General features: G+C 43.2%; 18 protein-coding genes. 10 read left to right on the plus strand and 8 right to left on the minus strand.

Annotated elements, in window-relative coordinates; all coding sequences use genetic code 11:
* Positions 1-16: 16 nt before the first annotated feature.
* A complete protein-coding gene (gene queG / locus DQQ10_RS01055; RefSeq protein ID WP_112744942.1) occupies positions 17-946 on the plus strand; it encodes a tRNA epoxyqueuosine(34) reductase QueG in 930 nt (309 codons plus the stop codon).
* Positions 947-964: 18 nt separating this feature from the next.
* Here queG and DQQ10_RS01060 read toward each other — a convergent pair whose 3' ends face one another.
* Positions 965-1,498, minus strand: coding sequence for a hypothetical protein (locus DQQ10_RS01060; protein ID WP_112744943.1), 534 nt, complete (start codon positions 1,496-1,498; stop codon positions 965-967).
* A gap of 544 nt (positions 1,499-2,042) precedes the next feature.
* Here DQQ10_RS01060 and DQQ10_RS01070 point away from each other — a divergent pair.
* The 3 genes from DQQ10_RS01070 (at position 2,043) to DQQ10_RS01080 (ending at position 4,994) form a co-directional block, all read left to right on the plus strand.
* Positions 2,043-3,497, plus strand: coding sequence for a BatD family protein (locus tag DQQ10_RS01070; protein ID WP_112744945.1), 1,455 nt, complete (start codon positions 2,043-2,045; stop codon positions 3,495-3,497).
* Between the two features lie 86 nt (positions 3,498-3,583).
* Complete coding sequence (aroC, locus tag DQQ10_RS01075) at positions 3,584-4,657, plus strand: chorismate synthase (RefSeq protein ID WP_112744946.1); 1,074 nt, start codon at positions 3,584-3,586, stop codon at positions 4,655-4,657.
* 127 nt (positions 4,658-4,784) lie between these two features.
* Positions 4,785-4,994, plus strand: coding sequence for a hypothetical protein (locus DQQ10_RS01080; RefSeq protein WP_112744947.1), 210 nt, complete (start codon positions 4,785-4,787; stop codon positions 4,992-4,994).
* 70 nt (positions 4,995-5,064) lie between these two features.
* Here DQQ10_RS01080 and DQQ10_RS01085 read toward each other — a convergent pair whose 3' ends face one another.
* Positions 5,065-6,432, minus strand: coding sequence for a dicarboxylate/amino acid:cation symporter (locus tag DQQ10_RS01085; protein WP_112744948.1), 1,368 nt, complete (start codon positions 6,430-6,432; stop codon positions 5,065-5,067).
* 203 nt (positions 6,433-6,635) lie between these two features.
* Here DQQ10_RS01085 and DQQ10_RS01090 point away from each other — a divergent pair, with 203 nt between their 5' ends.
* Positions 6,636-7,208 (plus strand): NifU family protein, encoded by a 573-nt coding sequence (locus DQQ10_RS01090; protein ID WP_112744949.1) that lies wholly within the window; start codon positions 6,636-6,638, stop codon positions 7,206-7,208.
* Positions 7,209-7,523: 315 nt separating this feature from the next.
* Here the strand turns inward: DQQ10_RS01090 and rpmA are convergent, their stop codons facing one another.
* Positions 7,524-7,781: a 50S ribosomal protein L27 gene (rpmA, locus tag DQQ10_RS01095; RefSeq protein ID WP_112744950.1), complete on the minus strand. Its 258-nt coding sequence runs from the start codon at positions 7,779-7,781 to the stop codon at positions 7,524-7,526.
* 43 nt (positions 7,782-7,824) lie between these two features.
* A complete protein-coding gene (gene rplU, locus DQQ10_RS01100) occupies positions 7,825-8,133 on the minus strand; it encodes a 50S ribosomal protein L21 (protein WP_112744951.1) in 309 nt (102 codons plus the stop codon).
* A gap of 422 nt (positions 8,134-8,555) precedes the next feature.
* On the opposite strand from rplU, the gene DQQ10_RS01105 reads away from it, so the two are divergent.
* Positions 8,556-9,539: a ribonucleotide-diphosphate reductase subunit beta gene (locus DQQ10_RS01105; RefSeq protein ID WP_112744952.1), complete on the plus strand. Its 984-nt coding sequence runs from the start codon at positions 8,556-8,558 to the stop codon at positions 9,537-9,539.
* A gap of 56 nt (positions 9,540-9,595) precedes the next feature.
* Positions 9,596-12,055 (plus strand): ribonucleoside-diphosphate reductase subunit alpha, encoded by a 2,460-nt coding sequence (locus tag DQQ10_RS01110; RefSeq protein ID WP_112744953.1) that lies wholly within the window; start codon positions 9,596-9,598, stop codon positions 12,053-12,055.
* A 240-nt stretch (positions 12,056-12,295) separates the two neighbouring features.
* On the opposite strand, the gene DQQ10_RS01115 is transcribed toward DQQ10_RS01110, so the two are convergent.
* From DQQ10_RS01115 to acs, 4 genes are all read right to left on the minus strand, one after another.
* Entirely contained in the window at positions 12,296-13,633 is a 1,338-nt protein-coding gene (locus tag DQQ10_RS01115) for a hypothetical protein (protein ID WP_112744954.1), read from the minus strand.
* A 130-nt stretch (positions 13,634-13,763) separates the two neighbouring features.
* The gene (locus DQQ10_RS01120; protein WP_112744955.1) at positions 13,764-15,707 is read right to left on the minus strand and encodes an OmpA family protein; all 1,944 of its coding nucleotides are present in this window, start codon (positions 15,705-15,707) and stop codon (positions 13,764-13,766) included.
* Positions 15,708-15,929: 222 nt separating this feature from the next.
* Complete coding sequence (locus tag DQQ10_RS01125) at positions 15,930-17,822, minus strand: DUF4139 domain-containing protein (RefSeq protein WP_165823761.1); 1,893 nt, start codon at positions 17,820-17,822, stop codon at positions 15,930-15,932.
* A gap of 140 nt (positions 17,823-17,962) precedes the next feature.
* Positions 17,963-19,855, minus strand: a complete 1,893-nt coding sequence (acs, locus tag DQQ10_RS01130) for an acetate--CoA ligase (protein ID WP_112744957.1) — start codon at positions 19,853-19,855, stop codon at positions 17,963-17,965.
* 171 nt (positions 19,856-20,026) lie between these two features.
* Here acs and DQQ10_RS01135 point away from each other — a divergent pair, with 171 nt between their 5' ends.
* Genes DQQ10_RS01135 through DQQ10_RS01145 form a run of 3 tightly spaced genes read left to right on the plus strand, consistent with a single transcriptional unit; the run spans position 20,027 to position 23,231 of the window.
* Positions 20,027-20,974: a nucleotidyltransferase domain-containing protein gene (locus DQQ10_RS01135; protein WP_133259502.1), complete on the plus strand. Its 948-nt coding sequence runs from the start codon at positions 20,027-20,029 to the stop codon at positions 20,972-20,974.
* Complete coding sequence (locus DQQ10_RS01140; RefSeq protein ID WP_112744959.1) at positions 20,971-22,434, plus strand: B12-binding domain-containing radical SAM protein; 1,464 nt, start codon at positions 20,971-20,973, stop codon at positions 22,432-22,434. Before DQQ10_RS01135 ends, DQQ10_RS01140 begins: the two co-directional genes overlap by 4 nt.
* Positions 22,434-23,231: a methyltransferase domain-containing protein gene (locus DQQ10_RS01145; protein WP_112744960.1), complete on the plus strand. Its 798-nt coding sequence runs from the start codon at positions 22,434-22,436 to the stop codon at positions 23,229-23,231. The genes DQQ10_RS01140 and DQQ10_RS01145 overlap by 1 nt, the downstream gene beginning before the upstream one ends.
* The last annotated feature ends 14 nt before the right edge of the window (positions 23,232-23,245 follow it).

Below are 23,245 nucleotides of genomic sequence, written 5' to 3' on the forward strand. Positions count from 1 at the left end.
GCAATACCTTTGTCATATGCATCTTGCTGCACGAACACAATTTATTAAGGAAACGGCAAAGTCGTTGGGCTTTAGTTTCTGCGGCATCTCAAAAGCAGAATTCCTGGACGAAGAAGCGCCCTTACTCGAACAATGGCTGCGCAAACAATACCAAGGAAAAATGCTGTATCTCGAAAATCATTTCGACAAGAGACTTGATCCTACATTGCTAGTGCCTGGTGCAAAATCCGTGGTGAGTCTGCTTTACAACTATGCGCCTGAAAAAGATATTGCTGCAGAAGGAGACTTTAAAATCGCCAAGTACGCGTACGGAGAAGATTATCATTTCGTCATCAAAGACAAACTGAAACATTTTCTCCATCTGCTCGAAGAAAAAATCGGTCATGTTGAAGGGAGAGCGTTTGTTGATTCGGCGCCGGTCATGGAACGCGCATGGGCCAAACGAAGTGGACTCGGATGGATTGGAAAAAACAGTTTGCTTCTCAATCGCGGCATGGGCAGTTTCTTTTTCATCGCCGAACTCATCATCGACCTGGAACTTGACTACGATGGACCGATAAAAGATTATTGTGGTACCTGTACCGCATGCATGGATGCTTGTCCTACAGACGCCATTCCTCAACCTTATGTAGTCGATGGAAGCAAATGCATTTCCTATTTCACGATTGAACTTAAAGAAGAAATTCCTGCAGACGTCAAAGGAAAATTCGAAAACTGGATCTTCGGATGTGACATCTGTCAGGATGTATGCCCTTGGAATAGTTTCGCCAAGCCTCATCAGGAACAAAGATTTCAACCTTCCTCAACATTACGAGAAATGAGTCCAGGAGATTGGCGAGAAATAACCGAAGAAGTTTTCAAGACACTTTTCAAGAATTCCCCGATTCAGCGAACGAAACTGACTGGTTTGAAACGGAATATCAAGTTTGTGTCGGAATCAGGTTAATCGTTAATCGTTAATCGTTTAATTTTTGATTTTTTCTTTGTTATCCGGCTGCAGATAGAGTTGTGCTAATGGTTCTCCTCTTCTTTCGAAAGCAAGCAGAAAATTTTTTGTATCTCCGTTCATGACGAGTACATATTGTTTTTGGGGGTCGACGTAAACTTCATCTCTGGTTGCGCTTTGTAGTCGCGTTAAATTCTTTTCTCGAATAAATTGCTCAAGCGCTGCACTATCGAATTGTGAAGTAACCGACGATGCGTGTACAATATTTACACCACCTCGTGTGGCAAATCCAATGGCGTTGCAGTTCGCGCGATACTCCCACAGAATCTGTTTACCATACGCGTCGCGCCATCCTTCGCGGGTATACAGCATACTACTTTTTACTGAACCATCAGCTTTCACTTCTAGCGCTGTCCATCCTTTATTCTGCAGCAACAGCGGTGCAACTGTAGCGGAGCTATTAAATACTTCGAACACCTCATCTATGGATTGAGCGGCCAATGTATAAGAGAACAACAACTGCAATAGCAACAGAGGGATTTGTGTTCGCATGATGAATTAACATTCTTAATCTTCCTCTACGGATGATGGTCGATGATTATAAGTTTCAATAAAAAGTCAAAGCCTCCCTTGTGAGGAGGCCTTGTAGGTTTAGGTTTAGGTAAGTCAATTTGTTTAAGCAACCACGAAGCATCGATTCAATATCGCCTCATGTTCCATCCCAAATCTGGCATAGCACCAGTTTTTGAGTTCATTTACTTCATCGGCTATCAGCGCTCTGATCGCCTTTTTAAGCTCTTTCTCGAAAAGAAGAGCGTCAAAACTCACTTTAGTGAGCACAGTTTTGACATAGTTGAGCATGGCAAAAGTTAGATAGTTAAAAAAATCAAAGTCCTAACGAGCGTTAAGGTATAAAATTCTGTAGACATCCAAAAGAAGAATTTAAACTTTCGATCACAATCCTTAGCGGGTGCCATTTTATTTGGCAGTGTTCTACCTCCGATTAGGCCGCAAATTTGACCGTCAGGTATCTATTTTGTGCATCATTCCGCGGTAAAAACATATTTTTACAACCTTCGTATTTTTGAAAAAATTTATGCGCTTAAGGCTCTTCTCGATCATCTTTTTCTGTCTTCTGGCTGGCAACGCCCTAAAACTTAATGCCCAACAAATAAGTATTGTGTTGGGCCCCGACGAGATTGGCGAAAACCAATCCTGGACAATTACGATTACCGTACAAAATGAGCGTATTAAAAGCTATGACAATTTTCCTGAGATCGACGGCTTTAGAAAAAGAGGTACATCAAGCCAGCAAAGTGTGTCGATCATCAATGGACAAGTTTCAAATTCGCAAAGTCTAACGATGACGTATCTGCCAACGAAACAAGGCAAGTATACCATACCCGATTTTACGATGAAGGTGAATGATAAACCGATTCGCGTCGCGGGTAAAAAAGTAAAAGTTGGTCCACCACAGCAACGACAAGCTGATCCTTTTCAAGATTTTTTTGGACGACCTGATGACTTCGGCGGAAGAAATGAAACAGAGTTCGTCGACGTTAAAGACGAAGCATTCTTAGCCGTGCGATCAAACAAAGACGAAGTGTATGCGGGTGAAGGTGTCAATGTTACATTGGCATTTTATGTTCCGCGTTTCAACGAAGCACCACTTGCATTTTATGAACTCCCTCGACAACTCGGAGAGATTCTTAAAAAAATTCGCCCCGTGAATTGTTGGGAAGAAAAATTTGAAATCGAAAGCATCGAAGGCGAAAACGTTACCATCAACGGAAAGGATTACATGCAGTATAAAATCTATCAAGCAACGTTGTACCCGCTGAATTCCGAACCCATTCGTTTCCCGACCGTTGGACTTGAAATGATCAAATATAAGGTGGCGAAGAACCCGAGCTATTTCGGACAAAATCGTAAGGAAGATTTCAAAACATTTTATTCGAAGCCGAAAACGATCAAGGTAAAAGAGCTTCCACCACATCCACTCCGCGATGTTGTTTCCGTGGGCGATTACCATCTGCAAGAAGCATTGGGTAGCACTGATCTTGAAACTGGAAAAAGTACGCCCTACAGCTTCAACATTTATGGCGAAGGAAACATTGCATCGATTGAAAAGCCGACGGTACGTACGTCAAGCGCGTTTGAATTTTATGAACCCAATGTGCGCCAGGATATTAATCATGCAAACAATCGCGTAACGGGCACCAAGTCGTTCAACTACTTCATCATCCCGAAAGAACCAGGGCAATATAAAGTTGGTGATTATTTTCAGTGGGTATTTTTTAATACAAGTAAAAAACGATACGACACATTACGTTCAAACCTTACGGTATTTGTGAAGGGAGAAAGCAAGAAAAATCTGGCGATTGAATCGAATGATGCCGGTAGTTTTTACGATCGGATCAATGGTACCGAAAACACAATTCATCACATCCGGGATGATCGCTGGATGCGCTGGACCTTCAATGGATTTATTGTGCTTACGCTCGGCGCATCAATCTTTTTGCTTACACGTAAGCGCCAACGTAATTCATAAAACACAACCGGGATTTTGAAATTATTTGAATTTGTCTGCGCTCATTTGGAGCGACTATCGCAGCATCCTTATCTTCAAGGCTTGATATGAGTAACACGTTCGGAAAAATTTTCAAGATTACAACTTTTGGCGAGTCACATGGTGTTGCCATAGGCGTAACAATCGATGGATGTCCTGCTGGCCTCGATATAGATGAAGTTTTCATTCAGTCGGAATTGGATCGCCGCAAACCGGGGCAATCAAAGATCACCACACAGCGAAAAGAAGCCGATACCGTTAAGATATTAAGTGGCGTTTTTGAAGGGAAATCAACCGGAACACCTATTGCTATGGTCATCGAAAATGAAGACCAGCGCAGCAAAGACTATAGTCACATCGCAGAAACATTCCGACCATCACATGCCGATTATACATACGACGCAAAATACGGTGTCAGAGATTACCGTGGTGGTGGAAGAAGCTCAGCAAGAGAGACTGCTGCGCGTGTTGCTGCAGGCGCCATCGCGAAATTGTTCTTGAAAAAAGTCGGCATCGAGATCAACGCATTTGTATCTCAGGTTGGTGACATCAAAGCGCCGCATTACACCACATTAGACCTGTCTAAAACAGAAGATAACATCGTTCGCTGCCCTGACGCAAAAACAGCAGAGGCGATGATTGCCCTTATAGATGAAGTGCGTCAAGATCGCGATACCATCGGTGGGCTTGTAACCTGCGTAATCAAAAATACGCCTGTAGGTTTAGGAGAACCCGTATTTGATAAACTGCATGCTGAACTTGGCAAAGCGATGTTGAGCATCAATGCAGTGAAAGGTTTCGAATATGGCAGCGGCTTTGAAGGAATTCGTTTAAGAGGATCTCAACACAATGACGAATTTTATAACGACGCCGGAAAGATCAAGACGAAAACAAATCACTCTGGAGGTATTCAAGGTGGCATCTCTAACGGTGAGGACATTTATTTTAATGTTGCCTTTAAACCCGTTGCTACCATTATGCAAGATCAGCAAACCATCAATAAAGCTGGAGAAGAGGCCACAGTAAGCGGTAAAGGAAGACATGATCCCTGTGTCGTTCCTCGTGCGGTTCCTATTGTTGAAGCGATGGCTGCGTTGGTGTTACTTGACTTTCACCTCCGTAACAAGTCCTCTAAAATTTAATCGCCATTCTTCCTTAACAGGGGTAAATCTGTGGAAGATGTACCCCGTAATCGCCGTTCGCTCATGCATGGCACACGTGCTGCCATAGGGCACACACTTTTCTGCACGATCAGAAAAGATTACAACTATGAAAACAATTGGAATTGTACTCATCGTCCTCGGCGGAATCATGACCGTATTCACAGGCTTTAACATCATCACAAAAAAGGAAGTGGCAGATATTGGTCCGATCGAAATCAACAAAGAAGAAAAAACACCGATCTATTGGTCACCCATCACAGGCGCAATCCTGCTCGTCGCGGGGATCATAGTAGTGTTGAGTGCTCGGAAAAAATAGCGTCGACCATGAAGCTCCGAGTTTTATCCTCGGTCCTACTCTTGTAGCTCGAAGCCAGTAACTCGAAGCCTTACTCCGCAGAATCAGGAAACTCCCCTTCCCATCTGGCAACTACTGCAGTAGCTAGACAGTTACCAATCACATTGACAGATGTTCTTCCCATGTCCATGATAGCATCGACGGCAAGAATGGCAAATGCTTTGAAGGGATCTAGGCCCAGTTGCTCAACAGTACTGATGAGAATCAAGAACGATGCACCGCGTACACCGGCAACGCCTTTACTCGTCAGCATGAGTATGAGCACCATTTGGATTTGTTGCCCGATCGTGAGTTCCACACCGGAAGCTTGAGCGATAAACACAGATGCAAGGGAAAGGTATAATGTACTTCCATCGAGATTGAAACTATATCCCGTGGGTAACACGAACGCTACGATCTTCCGTGGTATGCCAAACTTCTCCAGATTCTCCATGGCTTTTGGCAAGGCCGCTTCACTCGTTGAGGTAGCAAACGCAATGGATACAGGCTCACTTATCGCAGCAATAAATCGTTTGAAAGGAAGTCGAATGATAAACCCTACGGGTACCAGCACCAATAGGATGAATGCGATCAGTGCCATATACAATGTGCCGACCAACATGAAAAGATTTTTGAGCACGCCGAATCCCATCGAGGCGACCGCGTAGGCCAACGCACCGCCTACTGCAAATGGTGCGACGTACATCACTAAATCTGTAAATTTGAACATCACCTCTGCCAAGCTCTCGGTGAAGTGCAGCACAGGTTTCTTTTTTTCTTCTGTGAGTTTCGCTAGCGCGACACCAAAAAGAACGCTGAATACAACGACTTGTAGCACACGATTCTCGCCGATTGCCTTCGCTAGATTTTCAGGAAAGATCTCAAGGATAAAATCGTGCGATTCTTTTCCTTTCTTCAAGCTCTCGGCCTTTTCAACCTGAGCTTGTTCTACTTTCATTTCAGCGCCTTCACCAGCGCGGGTAAGGTTGATCGCGACCAACCCCACAACCAAGGCAATGGTAGTGACAATTTCAAAATAGAGAATTGCCTTCAATCCCATGCGACCAACTTGTTTTAGGTTGGAATGTGCGGCAATACCAACTACCAACGTCGCGAAAATGAGCGGCGCAATGATCGTTTTTATCAAGCGAAGAAAAATTCCGCTGAGGACATTCAGTTTCAAAGAAATTTCCGGAAAAGAATATCCGAGTTCACACCCGAGAAACATACTCACCACGATCCAGGTTGTAAGTGATCGTTTTTGCACGGCAAAGGCAATAAAAGATAGCCAAGTGATCCACCGTGCGCCGGTGAGAATTTGGTCAGCGACACCTAAATTAAAATAGTATTGGGCGAGATGGAGAGCGGTTGCAATCGTGAAAAGGATAGCCGCGGAAAACACAATATGCTTCTGTTTCAATGGTCTTCGGTTTAGCAGTGAACAACTGTTAGGTCGCGAATATAGTGCTTAAAAGCAGAAAGTCGAAGACGGTGCGTTTCGCGATGCTAAAGCTTACAGCAGAAAGCGCGTTTCATGTTTATCCCGACAAAGATGGACGGTTGATAATACTTTAGTTACGAACTTTAATTCCGTAATTTTGTTCGCAGTATAAATCTGACATTATGTTACAGGCAGCTCCTAAAAACGTCCATATTTATTTGGAATCAAATCCCAATCCAAATTCATTAAAATTTGTGGTTAACGAAATGTTGGTTCCAGAAGCCATGAGCTTTGATTTTCCAGATGCGGAAAGCACGGGAATCTCTCCGCTCGCGAAGGAACTGTTTACCTTTCCCTTTGTGGACCGTGTATTTTTTGCTAGCAACTTCATCACGGTTACAAAAAAAGAGGACGTTGAATGGCTTGAAATTCAGAACACGTTAAAAGATCATATCAAAAAATATCTGGAGGCGGGTAAATTCATCATTGAAGTAAAAGAAGAAGAGGCGCCTTTAGAAGAAGAGACCGAAACGATCAAGAAGATCAAAACGATTCTCGATGAATATATCCGCCCTGCAGTGGAGCAAGATGGTGGTGCGATCACTTACCATTCGTTCCAAGAGGGTATTGTAAAAGTAAAACTTCAAGGTTCTTGCAGCGGTTGTCCGTCGTCGATGGTTACGTTGAAAGCTGGAATCGAGAATCTGTTTACACGCATGATGCCTGGCGAAATTAAGGCTGTGGAAGCGCTGTAAGAAGCTGCGAGCTTTGAGCTGCGAGCCACGAGTTTCTTTTAGAAAAGTTTTAAACAAAGTGCCCACACGCGTGGGCTTTTTTATTGGTGTGGATAAAGTCTGAACATGGGGCGTTTCATTGCCTGCAGCGGTCAAGCTGTCTCGCCGTCTTAGAAAGATCCGATAAACCAATACTGGATTTTGATTCGGTCAGAATCTCAACTTTACTAATGGCTTGTAACTTACGGCTTGCAACTTGAAGCCTTAACCCGTCTAAAAAGAAAAAGCACTCCGAACCTAATCGAAGTGCTCTTTATAATAATGTATTCTTACAAATTAAGCTTCTGCTACAACAGAAACGTAAGATTTGTCAGCTTTACCTTTTTTGAAAGTAACGATACCGTTAGTCAAAGCGAATAACGTGTGATCTTTACCGATACCAACGCCAGCGCCGGGGTGGTGTTTAGTACCACGTTGACGAACGATGATATTACCAGCGATAGCTTTTTGGCCACCGTAGATTTTAATGCCGAGGCGTTTGCTTTCCGATTCGCGGCCGTTCTTTACTTTACCTTCACCTTTTTTGTGTGCCATGGTATTGTGTCGTTAAGTCGTTAATGATAATGGAGGCTGCGGATTATCCGATGCTCTCGATCTGTACTTTTGTGAATTGCTGACGGTGACCGTTTCTCACGGCATAACCTTTTCTGCGTTTCTTTTTGAAGACAATAACTTTATTGCCTTTTACATGTTCCAGTATTTTACCAGAAACTGCGAAGCCACTAACAGTAGGGGCGCCAATAGTGATCGAACCACCATCATCAACGAGAAGAACTTTGTCGAACTTTACAGTTGCGCCAGCTTCTCCATCCATTTTGGGGGCATAGATATATTGATCTTTAGCCACTTTGAACTGTTTGCCTGCGATGTCTACGATTGCGTACATAGCTTTTTGAAAAATTGGACTGCAAAGGTAGCAAAAGAAACCAGATACACCTTATAGGGTTGAAATATTTTAGCAATCCTAAGGGGGAAAAATCCGTGAAAAAAAAGTTTAAAAATTTTAACCCGATATTTCAGGGATTTTAGGTGGTAACCGAGATGATTTAAGCAGCTATTTTACAGGAACTTATCTATCCACAAACCATCAACAAGTTATCCACAATCGTTGAAATCAAATCAAAAATGCAGTTTTGCATAATTAGCGGCGATCCCTTTCATTTGTACACTTGTCGCTGAGCAGGGCGATTTTCTAACTGCTCAACCAAGCAATCAAAGATTTTATTAAGAACTAAATACGGGTGTTGGCCTGCCTAACGTCCGAATTGATATTTTATTGGTTAGTACCCTTAAAAACCCATTTGTCGCATGAGCCAACTTGAAGAACCTATCCTCAAAGAGAACAAAGATCGCTTCGTTCTCTTTCCTATCCGACAACATGAAATCTGGAAGTTCTACAAGCAGGCGGAAGCAAGCTTTTGGACTGCCGAAGAAATCGACTTAAGTCAGGACCTCACGGATTGGGCTAACCTCAATGATGGCGAAAGACATTTCATCACACACGTGCTCGCTTTCTTTGCTGCAAGCGACGGTATTGTAAACGAAAACCTCGCCGAGCATTTTGTTTCAGAAGTACAGTATACAGAAGCGAAGTTCTTCTATGGTTTTCAGATTGCAATCGAAAACATTCACTCAGAAACCTATTCGCTCCTCATCGACACTTACGTTAAGGATCCAAAAGAAAAAGATAAGTTGTTCCACGGTATCGATACCATGGAATGCGTACGCAAAAAAGCAGATTGGGCACTCCGTTGGATCAGCCAGGGATCATTCCAAGAAAGACTTATCGCTTTCGCGGCCGTTGAAGGAATTTTCTTCTCAGGATCTTTCTGTTCGATCTTTTGGTTGAAGAAACGCGGACTCATGCCGGGTCTCACTTTCTCAAACGAGTTGATCTCTCGTGACGAAGGACTTCATTGTGATTTCGCTTGTCACCTTTACACTTCGCACGTAGTGAACAAGTTGCCAGAACAGACCGTTATCGACATCATTAAAGATGCCGTTGAAATCGAAAAAGAATTTGTTACCGACGCGTTGCCTGTTAACCTCATTGGTATGAATGCAGCACAAATGCGTCAATACATTGAATTCGTTGCTGATCGTTTATTGAATGAACTCATTGGCAAGAAAGTTTACAACGCTACTAATCCATTCGACTTTATGGACATGATTTCTTTGAGAGGTAAAACCAACTTCTTCGAGAAACGTGTAGCGGAATATCAGAAGGCAGGTATCATGAACAGTACAGAAAAAGATTCTGCACCTAAGTTTTCCCTGAACGAAGATTTTTAATTACATTCAGTCACTTTTTAATCTATCCTCCCACAACAACCACACTATTTTCAGAGATGCTTGTACTAAAACGCGACGGACACAGAGAATCAGTTAAGTTCGACAAAATCACCGCTCGTATTGAAAAACTCTGCTACGGATTAGATCCGAAGTTCGTCAACCCAGTTGAAGTGGCCATGAAGGTGATCAATGGCCTGTATGACGGTGTTTCAACTCAGGAGTTAGACAACCTTGCTGCCGAAATCGCAGCAACGATGACTACCAAACATCCTGACTTTGCAAAGCTTGCTGCGCGTATTGGTGTTTCAAACCTGCACAAGACTACAAGCAAGTCCTTCTCGAATACGATGAAGAGACTGTACACGTACGTTGATCCGAAGACTGGCCAAAATGCGCCGCTCATCTCGAAGGAAACGTGGAAGACTATTAAAGATCACGCGCAAACGTTAGATGACGCTATCATCTATGACCGTGATTTCAGCTACGACTATTTCGGATTCAAAACCCTGGAGCGTTCTTACCTCATTCGCATCGATGGCAAAGTGGTAGAACGTCCACAGCACCTGCTCATGCGTGTAGCTGTTGGTATCCACGGAGAAGATATTAATGCGGCGATCGAAACTTACAATCTCCTTTCAGAGAAATGGTTCACGCACGCAACGCCTACATTGTTCAATGCGGGCACTCCGAAGCCACAGTTATCATCTTGCTTCCTCCTCACGATGCAGGACGACAGCATCGACGGTATCTATGACACATTGAAGCAGTGCGCTAAAATTTCTCAGTCTGCGGGCGGTATCGGACTCAGCATCCATAACGTTCGCGCGAAAGGTTCATACATCAAAGGAACAGGTGGTACTTCAAATGGTATCGTTCCAATGTTGAGAAACTTCGACATGACTGCTCGTTACGTTGACCAGGGAGGCGGTAAGCGTAAGGGAAGTTTTGCGATCTATCTCGAACCATGGCACGCCGATATTTTTGATTTCCTTGACCTGAAGAAAAATCACGGTAAAGAAGAAATGCGTGCACGTGACCTTTTCTATGCACTTTGGATCTCTGACCTTTTCATGAAACGTGTTGAGAACAACGAAATGTGGTCGTTGTTCTGTCCGAATGAAGCGCCAGGTCTTGCGGATGTTTACGGAGAGGAGTTCGAAAAATTATACGAGAAATACGAGAAAGAAGGAAGATACCGTCGTCAAGTGAAAGCACAGGATCTTTGGTTCGAAGTGCTTGAATCACAAATCGAAACTGGTACGCCATACATTCTCTATAAAGACGCAGCAAACAAGAAGTCGAATCAGAAGAACCTCGGTACGATCAAGTCAAGTAACCTTTGCACAGAGATCATCGAGTACACTTCAGCAGACGAAGTAGCGGTTTGTAACCTTGCTTCTCTTGCCTTACCTAAGTTCGTAGACGAAAACGGTAAATTCGATCACCAGAAATTATATGAGATCACTAAAGTTGCTACCCGTAACTTGAACAAAGTGATCGACATCAACTACTATCCAGTAATTGAAGCTAAAAATTCTAACATGCGCCACAGACCAATCGGTTTGGGTGTTCAAGGATTAGCCGATGTATTCATTATGTTGCGTATGCCATTCGATTCAGAAGAAGCACGCCGCCTCAATGAAGACATTTTCGAAACCATCTACTTCGGTGCGATGGAAGCTTCAATGGAACTTTCAAAAGTTCAAGGTCCTTACGAAACCTTCAAAGGTTCACCTGTATCGAAAGGTATTTTCCAATTCGATATGTGGGGTGTTAATCCAAAGAGCGGTCGTTGGAACTGGGAGCAATTGAAACAAGATGTTAAGAAACACGGCGTACGCAACTCATTATTGGTTGCGCCGATGCCTACAGCTTCAACATCGCAGATTCTTGGAAACAACGAGTGCTTTGAACCATACACTTCAAACATCTACACACGCCGTACGTTATCTGGTGAGTTCATTATCGTGAACAAGCATCTCATGAGAGATTTGATGGCTGCTGGTTTGTGGAGTGAAACAATGCGTCAGAAATTGATTGCAGGTAACGGTTCAATTCAGGGCATTCCTGAAATTCCTCAGAACATTAAAGACATTTATAAAACTGTTTGGGAAATTTCTCAGAAAGCAATTATTGATATGTCAGCAGATCGCGGTGCTTACATCTGCCAATCACAGAGCTTGAACATTCACTTGACGAATCCAAACTTCGGTAAGTTGACGTCAATGCACTTCTATGCTTGGAAGAAAGGTTTGAAAACAGGTATGTACTACCTCCGCACGAACGCTGCTGCTGATGCGATCAAGTTTACACTTGACAAAGCTGCTATCGCGCAACCAGCCGCTGTTGAAGCAACTGTTGCCGCAGAAGGTGAAGTTGTAACAGTAGCAGAGCCAGTAGTTGTAGACGCATCACAACAGACATTACAATATGGCGGAATCAGCTACGAGCAGAAATTGTCAGATATGGCATGCTCGCTGGATAATCCAGATGCTTGTGAGGCTTGTGGAAGCTGATTAGAAGAAGTAAGAAATAAGTAGTAAGAATTAAGAAGCCTGGTCGAGAGACCGGGCTTTTTGTTTATCGCTGCGCTCAGCGCATTCGCGTTTTTGTGGTGAAAGAAGTTATCAACCATCTTGTTCGTAATTTCAATAAATGAAACGCTTTTTCACCGCGGACGAACAGGGGCGCAAAGATTTCGCAGAAATAAAAAAAGCCGCCTCTTACGAGACGGCTTCTTCATGAACAAATATCATCTAGTGGATCTCACAAAAGCGCTTGCGTTTTGACTTGCTGGCTGACCTTCCATTCGGACTCGTATACTTGTAAGTAATCTCTGTATACACGGTACCTGGACTGTTGAAGGCATTGATACCCGCCTCCTTTTTGCCGACGAAGTCGAGAAAATCATTGTATGAATCGATCGATTCGTGTTCATTTATTGTGTACTCTAACGGTGCATCAAATTCAGGAAAATATTCTTTTAATGCTTCTGGAATTTCGAATGCTGGTACTGATCTGCTTGTTGAGCTCTTTGGCAATAAATAATACCAATAAGCCTTGTCGCCGTCATTGTCATATCTGAACCCAGTGGTCAGAAAATCGAACTCACCGGTTGCAGCGTAAGTCAGTTTACCATTGCTAAAATCCATCGTCACATCAGATGTAATCTCCGGAAAACCAAGCGTTGCTGTCAGACGCGCGCCGTTGGAATATTCTATCGTTTCATTCTCCATGAACGTTTCGACATAATACTCCTGAAAAGCATTTCCTGGAAATAATATTTTATAACTCGGATCTTCCGGACCATTGCGGTAATAATCACCTATTCGATAAGGGTTACTATAATCCTTTTCATTTGGAAAGGCTGTCAATTCAGAATTCATGTAAGACATTCCGTCTGGCACCTGAACGGTTACAAACATATGCTCTTTACTTACATCGTTAAGATTGATCGTATTATTTCCCACAACGACATTGGAGAACACATTGTATCTAATCGTACCTTCGCTATTTCTTGTGAGATACAGCAAGCTTGGCGATTTTATCAGTCTTGCCGACGGAGTTCCTTCCCCATTGTAATCAACTTCATCTCCATTTGTCGTACCGTAATAGTAGCTGTCTTCGGCGTAGTTGGTAAACGTAAATTTTGCATCACCGACATACTCTGGGTCCTGTGCTGATTTCTCATAGAAAACAGACCAATCCTGGCCGCGTTGAAAATCAGCGTATGTCCATGCATTCACCTGAGTTTCGTCTATGCCATCGCCATTTACGTCACCGTCATAATAAACTACTTGTGTTAGGTAAAATTTATCACCTTTAAATTCCGAAGACGTTAAGGTAACGTTCTCGCCGTTCTTGTATTCTTTAGAAGTAATCAGTTTTCCATTTTCATCTGATAAGAAAACGAAACCGCGTTCTTTCATTTCCTCGCCATCCCAAAGTGCATCGTTAGGCACAGTAAAAGTTAAGAGTGCGTTTTCTTCAACGGAGGGTTCATTTTCATCATCGCTGCAGGATTGAAATCCGATTGCAACGGTAGACATGAGGATAAACGCAGCAAGCTGCTTTAGAGGATTCTGTAAAAGCATAATAACGGTTTTAAATTCTAAACGACAAAACTATCGCAAGGGGTTAGAGAAAAAACAGAATACATCCGAAAATAGTACATGCGTCGACCACGATGCCAACATCAAAGGAATGAAGCCACCGAGATAATTGTTATAACTCAAGAAAGATAAACTCAACACGCCTATTCAACAGTTTTCCTTCAGGGGTTTTGTTTGATGCAACAGGCTTCGTATTTCCATAGCCACGCGACGCAATACGATGACGAGCAACACCTTTTGAAGCGATGTAGTTAGCAATCTCTTGCGCAACTTTCAATGTTGAAGTTTTCACACCACTCTCCACGTGCGCACCAAGTTCTATTCTAATTTTCGGGTGAGCTGTTAAAAACTTCGCGAGACTATCAAGTTCGGGATATGACTTGGTAATATCCACCTTGGTACCAACATCAATCGTATTCAATCGAACAACTTGCCCGCGCTCAATAGGAGTTGCTGTGAGATCTTTTGCAATCACAACTTCGGAAGTCTCCTTGCTCACATCGATGATTTCATTTACCGGATAATATCCTTCAGCAGTAATTCTGATAATATGCTTTTCTTTTAACGGAAGTCGAATTTCATAATTTCCTGTGAGTGAATCGATCGCTGCTGTCAATGACTCAACACCTTCGACTTCCACTTTCAGCTTCAGTGAAGAAGACAACGGCTGTCCCGTTTTCCGATCGCGCAGTGCACCTGAAATGATCGCCATCTTCTCTGCATCGGCCTGGAGGTCGAGTTCGATTACTTCATAGCCATCAATATCCTTCAAATCCAATATCGCGGGAAGCGATTCAAATCGTTTGGCTACTACTTGTACATAGTAGTGCGTTCCATGATTCAACTTTAATTCATACTCTCCGTTCGACTTTATGATCGCTGAGTCTACTTCCATTCCGTCAACAACAATTTGTGGTTCTGCTTGGATAGGAATTGGTCGATCCATATTTTTTATGAGCGTTTTGCCTTTCAAAAGCACATATGGCGTTGGTATTTCTTCGAGGTCAAGTTTCATCGTTGTGTATTCTCGATATGCCGTCGCATCGACGGTAAATGACACAGGCTTGTAATGATCAATCGCGGCTACGACTGCATACTTTTTACCAAAAGGCAATTGCACCTGATATGTTCCCGAGTCTTTGTTTACCTCGAAATTCTTCGCGATGGTTCCATCGATCATAATTTGAACATCCTTCTTGCGAACAGATCGTTTGCTGACGTTGTTCAGTATTCTTCCAGAGACCAATACATACGGATGATCTTCGTACAACTTCACAACAAAAATATCTGACTTGCCCGTGGCCGTAACGGATGCATAATATCCCCAAGCTCCGTTGGGTGTTGTGTGCAACGCAGACTCAGATGCTACGGTGTTTATTGTATCACTTAAGAATACAGGCGTTTCCCAGTTGTTCCAATCTGTTCCGATACGTTTCGACTTGCAAAGATCAAGTGATTTGGTTTTTCTCGTCACCGAAAAAAACAAAGTACCATCGTCGAGTAGTACGGGTGATGTTATTTTTCCAATTGTAAACGTGTGGATCAATCTCGGAGCAGACCATGTCGCATCATCAAGGCGTTCTGTGAGATAAAGCTTATTCGACTTACTGAAAACTATTTGCTTTCCGTCGCCCGTCATGGATGCGTCGTGTGTGGCCTTTATCTTTAGTGGGCTGATGATTTTTTTATCAGCATCGTATAGCGACAATCCTTTATCATTGAACAACAAGATTTGTTTGCTATCATTTGTAATCGAAAGCACTTGATTATGTTTTCCTTCATTCAAGTGAGGCGCAAGCGATGCCGCAGACCAGATTCCTTTTTCGTCGCGTTGGGAGATCCAAATCGCAGAAGATTTTTTCGAAGCAATGTTATTCTCAGGATGATTGACTCGTGTGAAATACAAGGTTGATCCATCGGGAGAAATGAGCGGATGTGTTTCGTCAAAAGGTGTGTTAATGGCGAGCCCGAGATTCTTAGGAATAAATGACGACTGCGCGCTAGCAAACGAAACCCCAGACACAAAAAATGCAGAAAGTAAAAGTATTCTTATCATCGAAAAAGCCTTGTTAACTCGAGGTGCCTAAATTAGGATGTAGTCTTGGCTGGCGGAATAGGATGTAATAAAATAGAGGAAGTCGGAGAATCAGGAGACAAGAGTCAGGAGTCAGAAGCCAGAATTTTAAGGAATTTCAGATGAAAAATTTTACGACGGAAGCACAGGACACGAAAAGTGCCCTGCGCCTGGTTGTAAAAAATGTATCTATACGCACGTTTTTTACTCCAGAACCATCTGGTTTTGCTTTGGATAGCGAATGGCATATTTGAATTTCAGCAATTCAGATTTTCCAGGCTCAACTTCTTTCTTCCATTTCAAGATGCCGGTTTGTTCATTGTGCTCCGCCTTAGAGTCTTCAATTTTATCGACCGTGATCTCTTTGGTGTTCGGAATTGGCAGTTGGTCTTCGACAACGATTGTGATCGGAAAATTCTTTTTGTTTCGAACGGTAATGTCGTAAGCGAAAACAGACTTCTGGTTGGCGCCAATGAATTGCTTTGAAGAAAGATCCTTTACTTTCTCGCGCGTTACCACAACGTTTGCATCTCTGCCTAGCGACAGCGTAAGCGTATCGCCGGTGTTGTGCGCATCCATAATCGACTTGCCAATGTACTTTCCTTCAAAGAAGAGACTTGCTTCACCATCCAGAAAATTATACTCTTCCCAACCCAATACTTTCGCAACAAGAAATGCATCGTTATCCATCTTGGGCACGCAATAGTATTCATACAGTGCATCAAGATCGTATTCAACCATGTCAGTGATTCTGAATTCTCCATCGGAAGCGATTGTAAATTTATCTTCCAAAGTAAATTCAACTGTTGTCTGACGTACAACCGGCGTCGCGGTGATTATTCTTTTTTGTTTGAGTTCTTCTGCTTTTACGGTAGCGACCGCACCTGTCATCATACTTTTTTTCTGTGTACCATATCCCATCACCACAACTTCGCTCAACATTGATTGATCAGCGATCATTGAAACATTTACAACTTCGCGATTTCCAATGGGTTGCTCAATAGCCTGATAGCCGATAAAAGAGAACACTAATGTTTGTGCATCACGCGTGAGCATCAGCGAATAGTATCCTTCACTATCTGTAACAGCACCTACCGTTGTTCCTTTGATCATGACATTGACGCCAGGCAATGGTTGTCCTGCGTCGTCTGTTAAACGGCCGCGTACCATTCCCAAGGTAGCGTGTGATCCATCGGAGTTTGCAAGTGAACTGATCGCGCTTTTACTTACCTGATTATTGAATCCCAGAAGCCAGGGTTTGATCTCGGGCTTTGTTCCCGCCTGTGTTGGATTGCCCGAGGATATGGTAAGTTTAACGTTGTCCCAATCTTCTCCCGACTGTTGTGATATATTTGCTTTATAGGTAATGGCGACGGGCGATTTGATATCTTTTGCACGGATGTCGTAAGAAGGAAACCACTTTGCGTTTTGTACAAGATAACTCAGTGTCAGAGTTGTTTGCACGGCGCTCTTGGCCGATAATTTCACAAATATTTCACCGACTGATTTCAACTGTGCTTCACCACTAAGTTCCTTGATCTGCGCTTCGATTTTTCCAAGAGCTTCATTATGTTGTCGTATATTTCTATCAATCTGCAGTTCTTTTTGTTTGATCTCCGAGAATCTTATCCTGAAATAATCAGCAGCGGCTTTCAACTCATCTACTGCTACACCTTTTTGTCCACCCAATGATCGGTTGGCTTTCAGAACAGCTTCTTCCTCTGCATATACTTCGCGTTGTGACTTCTCTTCCGCAATCCTTTCCATTAATTTTCTTCGCTCTGATTCGAGAAGGGTCAATCGTTCTGGCTTTGTCGTTCCCTGAAGATAGTTCACCTGAAAAGATACTGACAAGATCTTTACCGCATCATTCGACGATTCCGCCCGTAAACTTTGCTCGATAATGACTGGCGCGATTTCCGATAGCTTGACAACCGAAACGCCTGCTTTCAATGTAAGTGGTGCCTGGCGCGTAATCTGCGCACCTTGCAGAAAAACGGTGACCTGTCCGATCCGGGACTTTGCATCAACCGTAATTTCCTGTGCATTAACTGCCGACATGATGATGCAGCACAACGCGGTAAGCATTCGTTTCATAAGCATTTGAGTTTAGTTCTAATGCCATGATGCCGCTTCTGCCGTTATTCCATAAAAATTAAAAGAAAATTTACGGCTGTATCCATAAAAAAACAGCATCACCGAAGCAATGCTGTTTCCATAAATTTCCTGTTTCTAACTTAAAGCGCTCCGGCTTTAATCTCATCCACAACATTGGGGTCCAGTAATGTTGTTGTGTCGCCGAGATTTGATGTATCACCTTCCGCTACCTTACGCAGAATGCGTCGCATAATTTTTCCAGAACGTGTTTTCGGAAGGCCACTTACAAATTGGATTTTATCCGGCTTTGCAATCGGACCGATGATCTTCGAAACCTTCTCTTTTATTTCCGAACGAAGTTTTTCTTCCTCTCTTGGCTTGTCGTAACAAATCACAAACGCATAAATGCCTTGGCCTTTGATATCGTGCGGGAACCCTACTACAGCGGTTTCACATACTGCCGTGTGTTCATCGATAGCACTTTCAATTTCAGCAGTACCGAGATTATGACCAGATACGATGATGATGTCATCGACGCGGCCGGTAATGCGATAGTATCCTTCATCGTCGCGCTTACAGCCATCGCCAGTGAAATATTTCCCTGGGAACGTCGAGAAATACGTATCCTTAAAGCGCTGATGATCGCCGTAAATTGTACGCGCCATCGATGGCCATGGGAATTTAATCGCAAGGCGTCCTTCAATATTGTTGCCTTGAATTTCCAGACCGCTTTCATTCATAACGGCGGGTTGAACTCCCGGTAGGGGTAACGTTGCAAGCGCAGGTTTCAACTTTGTTACGTTCGCGATTGGCGCAATCATGAATCCACCGGTTTCAGTTTGCCACCATGTATCGATGATAGGACATTTTCCTTTGCCTATATTTTCATCGTACCAGTGCCATGCTTCTTCATTGATTGGCTCGCCTACGCTTCCCAAAACTTTCAATGACGAAAGATCGTGTCGTTTAACAAACTCGGGCGGTGCTTGCTGCAAAGAACGAATGGCAGTGGGTGCTGTGTAGAATATATTTACTTTATGTCTTTCAATCGCTTGCCAAAATCTTCCCCAATCTGGCCATGATGGCACGCCCTCGAACATTACCGTTGTTGCACCGGCCGAGAGTGGTCCATAAAGAATGTATGAGTGTCCTGTAATCCATCCGATGTCGGCGGTACACCAGTAAACTTGTCCTTCTTGATATTGAAATGTTGTGCGAAATGTATAGTTCGTGTAAACCATGTAGCCGCCGCAAGTATGAACCATTCCTTTTGGTCTACCGGTTGAACCCGAGGTGTACAAAATGAAGAGCATGTCTTCAGCATCCATTTCTTCCGCATCGCATTGTGCTGAAGCCTTTTGAATTTCATCGTCCCACAGCACATCACGACCTTCCTTAATGGCAGCTCCTTTACCGATGTACTCCTTCACAATCACGCGCGAAACATCAGGACAACTTTCGAGTGCGGTATCAATGATACCTTTTAAGTTGATCGTTTTATCACCGCGATAAGATCCATCCGATGTGATGACGATTTTACATCCTGCGTCATTCACGCGATCACTTACCGATTTTGCTGAAAAACCTGCGAATACTACGGAGTGAACAGCACCGATGCGCGCACAGGCCAATATCACATAAGCGAGTTCGGGAATCATGGGTAAGTAGATGCAAACGCGATCACCTTTTTTCACGCCATTTGCTTTTAACATGTTGGCCGTTCTGTTTACCTCTTCGAACAACTGTTTATAGGTAATGTGTTTTGCTTCGTGCGCGGGATTGTTAGGTTCCCAAATGATCGCTGTTTGATTTGCTCTGGTTGCCAGATGTCGGTCGAGGCAATTTTCCGTGATGTTTAACTTGCCGTTGATAAACCATTTTACATCGGCATTGTTGAAATCCCAGGCTAATACCTTGTCCCACTTTTTTCTCCACGTGAATTCGTTGGCTATCTCACTCCAGAAAGCTTCGGGCTGGTCGATACTTTTTTTATACTGATCGTGATAATCTTGAAGGCTTGCAATACTGTGCATAGGGTCGGTTGTCGTTGTTTCTTAAAGTTTTTCTGATTGTTCCGTCACAGTTTTAGTGACACACTTTCCGGATAAAATTCTACTCTTTTTCCGGAAATTCAAATATTGTTACGACGTGTGTCTTCAACACATGATAGAATTTTCGTAATTTTCATTTTACCCTATAACACATTGAAAGAAGTTGAACACGATATTGAAACCAATGTGCTTCAAATACACATTATCAAGGCGCTTCTTTATTACGATATCTTCAATTATCCGCTAACGGCCTCCGAAATCATGCGTTTCCTAGGCACGCAACAAAAAGACCTTGCATCACTGCGGCATGAACTCGCCGTACTCACCGCATCCAAGCAGATATTTCAGTTCGATGAGTTCTACTCCATACAGAACTCACGTGCCAACATCGAGCGGAGGTTGCGGGGCAACGGAGAGGCTGCACGCTTCTTACCCATGGCAAAAACTAAAGCCAAATTTATCGCCCGCTTTCCATTTGTCCGTGCGGTGTTTGCTTCTGGTTCTTTATCAAAGGGTTATATGGATGAAAATGCAGACCTCGACTTTTTCATCATTACCAAACCCGGACGACTCTGGATTGCACGTACACTCTTGGTGATGTATAAAAGAATTTTCCTCTTCAATTCTTACAAGTATTTCTGCGTGAACTATTTCGTCGACTTTGATCATCTTGAGATCGAAGAAAAAAATCTGTTCACGGCAACGGAGCTTGCCACCGTGATACCATTGTACGGCGCTGAGTACTATCATCGCTTGCACAACAGCAACACGTGGCTCGGCTCGTATTTTCCCAACTATTCGAAACGGCCAACACAAGATGTGCCATCATCCGCGACGAATTGGTTTACACGTACGGTGGAAAATTTAATGAACGTATTGGGAGGAAATAAACTTGAAGAATACTTCATGAAAATCACCATGAACAGATGGCAGCGCGTACATGGCGATTCATATGGCAGTGATGATTTTAAGATCGCATTTAAATCGAAGAAGTACGCTTCAAAAAATCACCCGAGACATTATCAAAAGAAAATTATCAGCCTATATGCTGAAAAGCTTCAAGCGTATAACGACAAATTCAATCTCACGATGAAATTATGAAGGGCTCTGTTCTTTTTACGCATTCTTATTTTTACAAGTTAGACCCGAAGCAATGGCGATTCAAACAGCCTTATGCACCGCTTGCTACCCTACTGGCTGCTGCTGTTATTCGTGACGCTGGGTTTAATGTATCCATGTTTGACACCGGCTTAAAAGATTCGCCTTCAGAAATTATACCATCGATTCGTTCTCACAAGCCGGAATATTTGGTGATCTACGACGATGGATTTAACTACCTCACGAAAATGTGCCTCACCAATATGCGTGAAGCCGCTTTCATGATGACAAAAATCGGGAAGCGTTTTGGCTGTACCGTAATTGTATCGAGTTCCGATTCTTCAGATCACTACGAAAAATATTTACAAAACGGCGCTGACTATGTCGTTCGTGGTGAAGGTGAGGAAACACTGAAAGAATTGCTTTTAGCTTTGAAAGCGCGAAAGACTACGAGCGAACTAGCAGGCATCGCCTACTTACGTGGATTAGAAACCGTAGTTAATCCTGCGCGCCCCGTCATGCGCGAGCTCGACCATCTTCCGCTCCCCGCATGGGATCTTGTCGACCTTGATCCATATCGAAAGATATGGATAAAGCATCATGGCTACTTCTCGGTAAATCTCGCAACCACACGCGGTTGCCCTTACAAGTGTAATTGGTGCGCCAAGCCGATTTATGGCAACCGCTACAACTCGCGATCGCCGCAGCACGTGATTCGCGAAATTGAAATGTTATTATCGCAGTACAAGCCAGATCATTTTTGGATGAGCGACGACATCTTTGGATTAAAACCGGGATGGGTACAGGAATTCAACAAACTTGTTAACGCGAAAAAACTTTCCTTTAAATATAAAATTCAATCGCGTGTAGATTTGTTATTAGAGGAAGATAATCTTGCCGCGCTCGCTGAATCTGGTGCGGAAACGATTTGGGTGGGCGCTGAATCCGGCTCGCAGGCGATTCTTGATGCGATGGACAAAGGAACCAAGGTTGAACAAATTTATACCGCAGCTCGATTGATGAAGGAGAAAAACATTCGTGTCGCATTCTTCCTTCAATTTGGCTACCTCGGAGAAACAAAAGATGATATTGATGCAACCATTCGAATGGTGCTCGATTTAATGCCCGACGAAATTGGAATTTCCGTTTCATACCCGTTGCCTGGAACGAAATTTTACGAAAAAGTAAAAGGACAACTGAAGGATAAACAGAACTGGAGTGATTCTGACGATTTAGCATTGATGTTCTCGAGTACATTTAACAACCAGTACTATAAAGAGCTTCACCGTTATGTGCACAGCGTCTACCGAAAACATAAAGGTTATGATAGTTTGGGGAAACTGTTTGCCAATCCATTGCGTCTAACGTATAAAGATGTACGTGCTGGCCTCGCTACTTTGTATTATCTGCCAGCAAGTTTGATGCGCGAGAAAAAATTAAAAAAGCTGCAGACTGCTGAATAATGGCATTGCCCTTCGACCATATTGACGTAAAAAACGACACGCTCCTGACGCCTTACGCGGTTGGTCAATTTCAGCGTAAAATCGTGTGGGACTACCTTAGCCAACTCGCTATTACATTAGACGGTTTCGAGATTTTAGAGTTGAATGTGGGCAGCGGCGACGACGCACTTCTCTTCAGCGAAAAAGATTTTAACATCGTTGCAACAGACATTTCTGAAGCAACACAGCAAGTTACTACACAACGAAACACCACGCTCACATTTCAGAGAAACATCAGCTCTCAATATCTTGATCTTGAGGGTATCAATGAGACTGTGTTTCATAAAAAATTTGATTTGATATTTTCAAACTTCGGCGGCATCAACAGCATGAGTCCGGAAGTAGCGCAGAAACTATTTCAACGTATTCCTGCTATCCTAAAACCTGGAGGCCGCATTGTAGCGTTGGCGATGTCGCGATTTTGCCTTTGGGAGTCGCTGTATTTTTTACACCGATTTCAATTTAAAAAAGCATTTCGGCGTTGGACAAACACTGATGTAAAGGGATACTTGAACAATCAACAGTGCAAAACTTGGTTCTATTCTCCGGGACAAATCGGTGCTTGGTCGAAAGAACGTTTCAAGGTAAAGCGAATTATTCCTGTTGGAATTGCGCTACCTCCATTAAGTCTTGAGGGACTGTTTACGTCGCGAAAAAAATTACTACTGAGATTGAGTTCCATCGAACAACGTTTCAAAAACATATCTTTATGTTCGCGCATGTCGGACAATTTTTTAATCGATCTACAGCTCATTTGAAGTTCTTAATTGCA

This window comes from Pseudochryseolinea flava (genome assembly GCF_003286915.1).
GTDB classification, from domain to species: domain Bacteria; phylum Bacteroidota; class Bacteroidia; order Cytophagales; family Cyclobacteriaceae; genus Ohtaekwangia; species Ohtaekwangia flava.

Bases quoted from the DNA above. Each gene is read 5' to 3' on its own strand.
- queG (WP_112744942.1), top strand. From the start codon at position 17: ATGCATCTTGCTGCACGAACACAATTTATTAAGGAAACGGCAAAGTCG.
- DQQ10_RS01060 (WP_112744943.1), bottom strand. From the start codon at position 1,498: ATGCGAACACAAATCCCTCTGTTGCTATTGCAGTTGTTGTTCTCTTAT.
- DQQ10_RS01070 (WP_112744945.1), top strand. From the start codon at position 2,043: ATGCGCTTAAGGCTCTTCTCGATCATCTTTTTCTGTCTTCTGGCTGGC.
- aroC (WP_112744946.1), top strand. From the start codon at position 3,584: ATGAGTAACACGTTCGGAAAAATTTTCAAGATTACAACTTTTGGCGAG.
- DQQ10_RS01080 (WP_112744947.1), top strand. From the start codon at position 4,785: ATGAAAACAATTGGAATTGTACTCATCGTCCTCGGCGGAATCATGACC.
- DQQ10_RS01090 (WP_112744949.1), top strand. From the start codon at position 6,636: ATGTTACAGGCAGCTCCTAAAAACGTCCATATTTATTTGGAATCAAAT.
- rpmA (WP_112744950.1), bottom strand. From the start codon at position 7,781: ATGGCACACAAAAAAGGTGAAGGTAAAGTAAAGAACGGCCGCGAATCG.
- rplU (WP_112744951.1), bottom strand. From the start codon at position 8,133: ATGTACGCAATCGTAGACATCGCAGGCAAACAGTTCAAAGTGGCTAAA.
- DQQ10_RS01105 (WP_112744952.1), top strand. From the start codon at position 8,556: ATGAGCCAACTTGAAGAACCTATCCTCAAAGAGAACAAAGATCGCTTC.
- DQQ10_RS01110 (WP_112744953.1), top strand. From the start codon at position 9,596: ATGCTTGTACTAAAACGCGACGGACACAGAGAATCAGTTAAGTTCGAC.
- DQQ10_RS01115 (WP_112744954.1), bottom strand. From the start codon at position 13,633: ATGCTTTTACAGAATCCTCTAAAGCAGCTTGCTGCGTTTATCCTCATG.
- DQQ10_RS01120 (WP_112744955.1), bottom strand. From the start codon at position 15,707: ATGATAAGAATACTTTTACTTTCTGCATTTTTTGTGTCTGGGGTTTCG.
- DQQ10_RS01125 (WP_165823761.1), bottom strand. From the start codon at position 17,822: ATGAAACGAATGCTTACCGCGTTGTGCTGCATCATCATGTCGGCAGTT.
- acs (WP_112744957.1), bottom strand. From the start codon at position 19,855: ATGCACAGTATTGCAAGCCTTCAAGATTATCACGATCAGTATAAAAAA.
- DQQ10_RS01140 (WP_112744959.1), top strand. From the start codon at position 20,971: ATGAAGGGCTCTGTTCTTTTTACGCATTCTTATTTTTACAAGTTAGAC.
- DQQ10_RS01145 (WP_112744960.1), top strand. From the start codon at position 22,434: ATGGCATTGCCCTTCGACCATATTGACGTAAAAAACGACACGCTCCTG.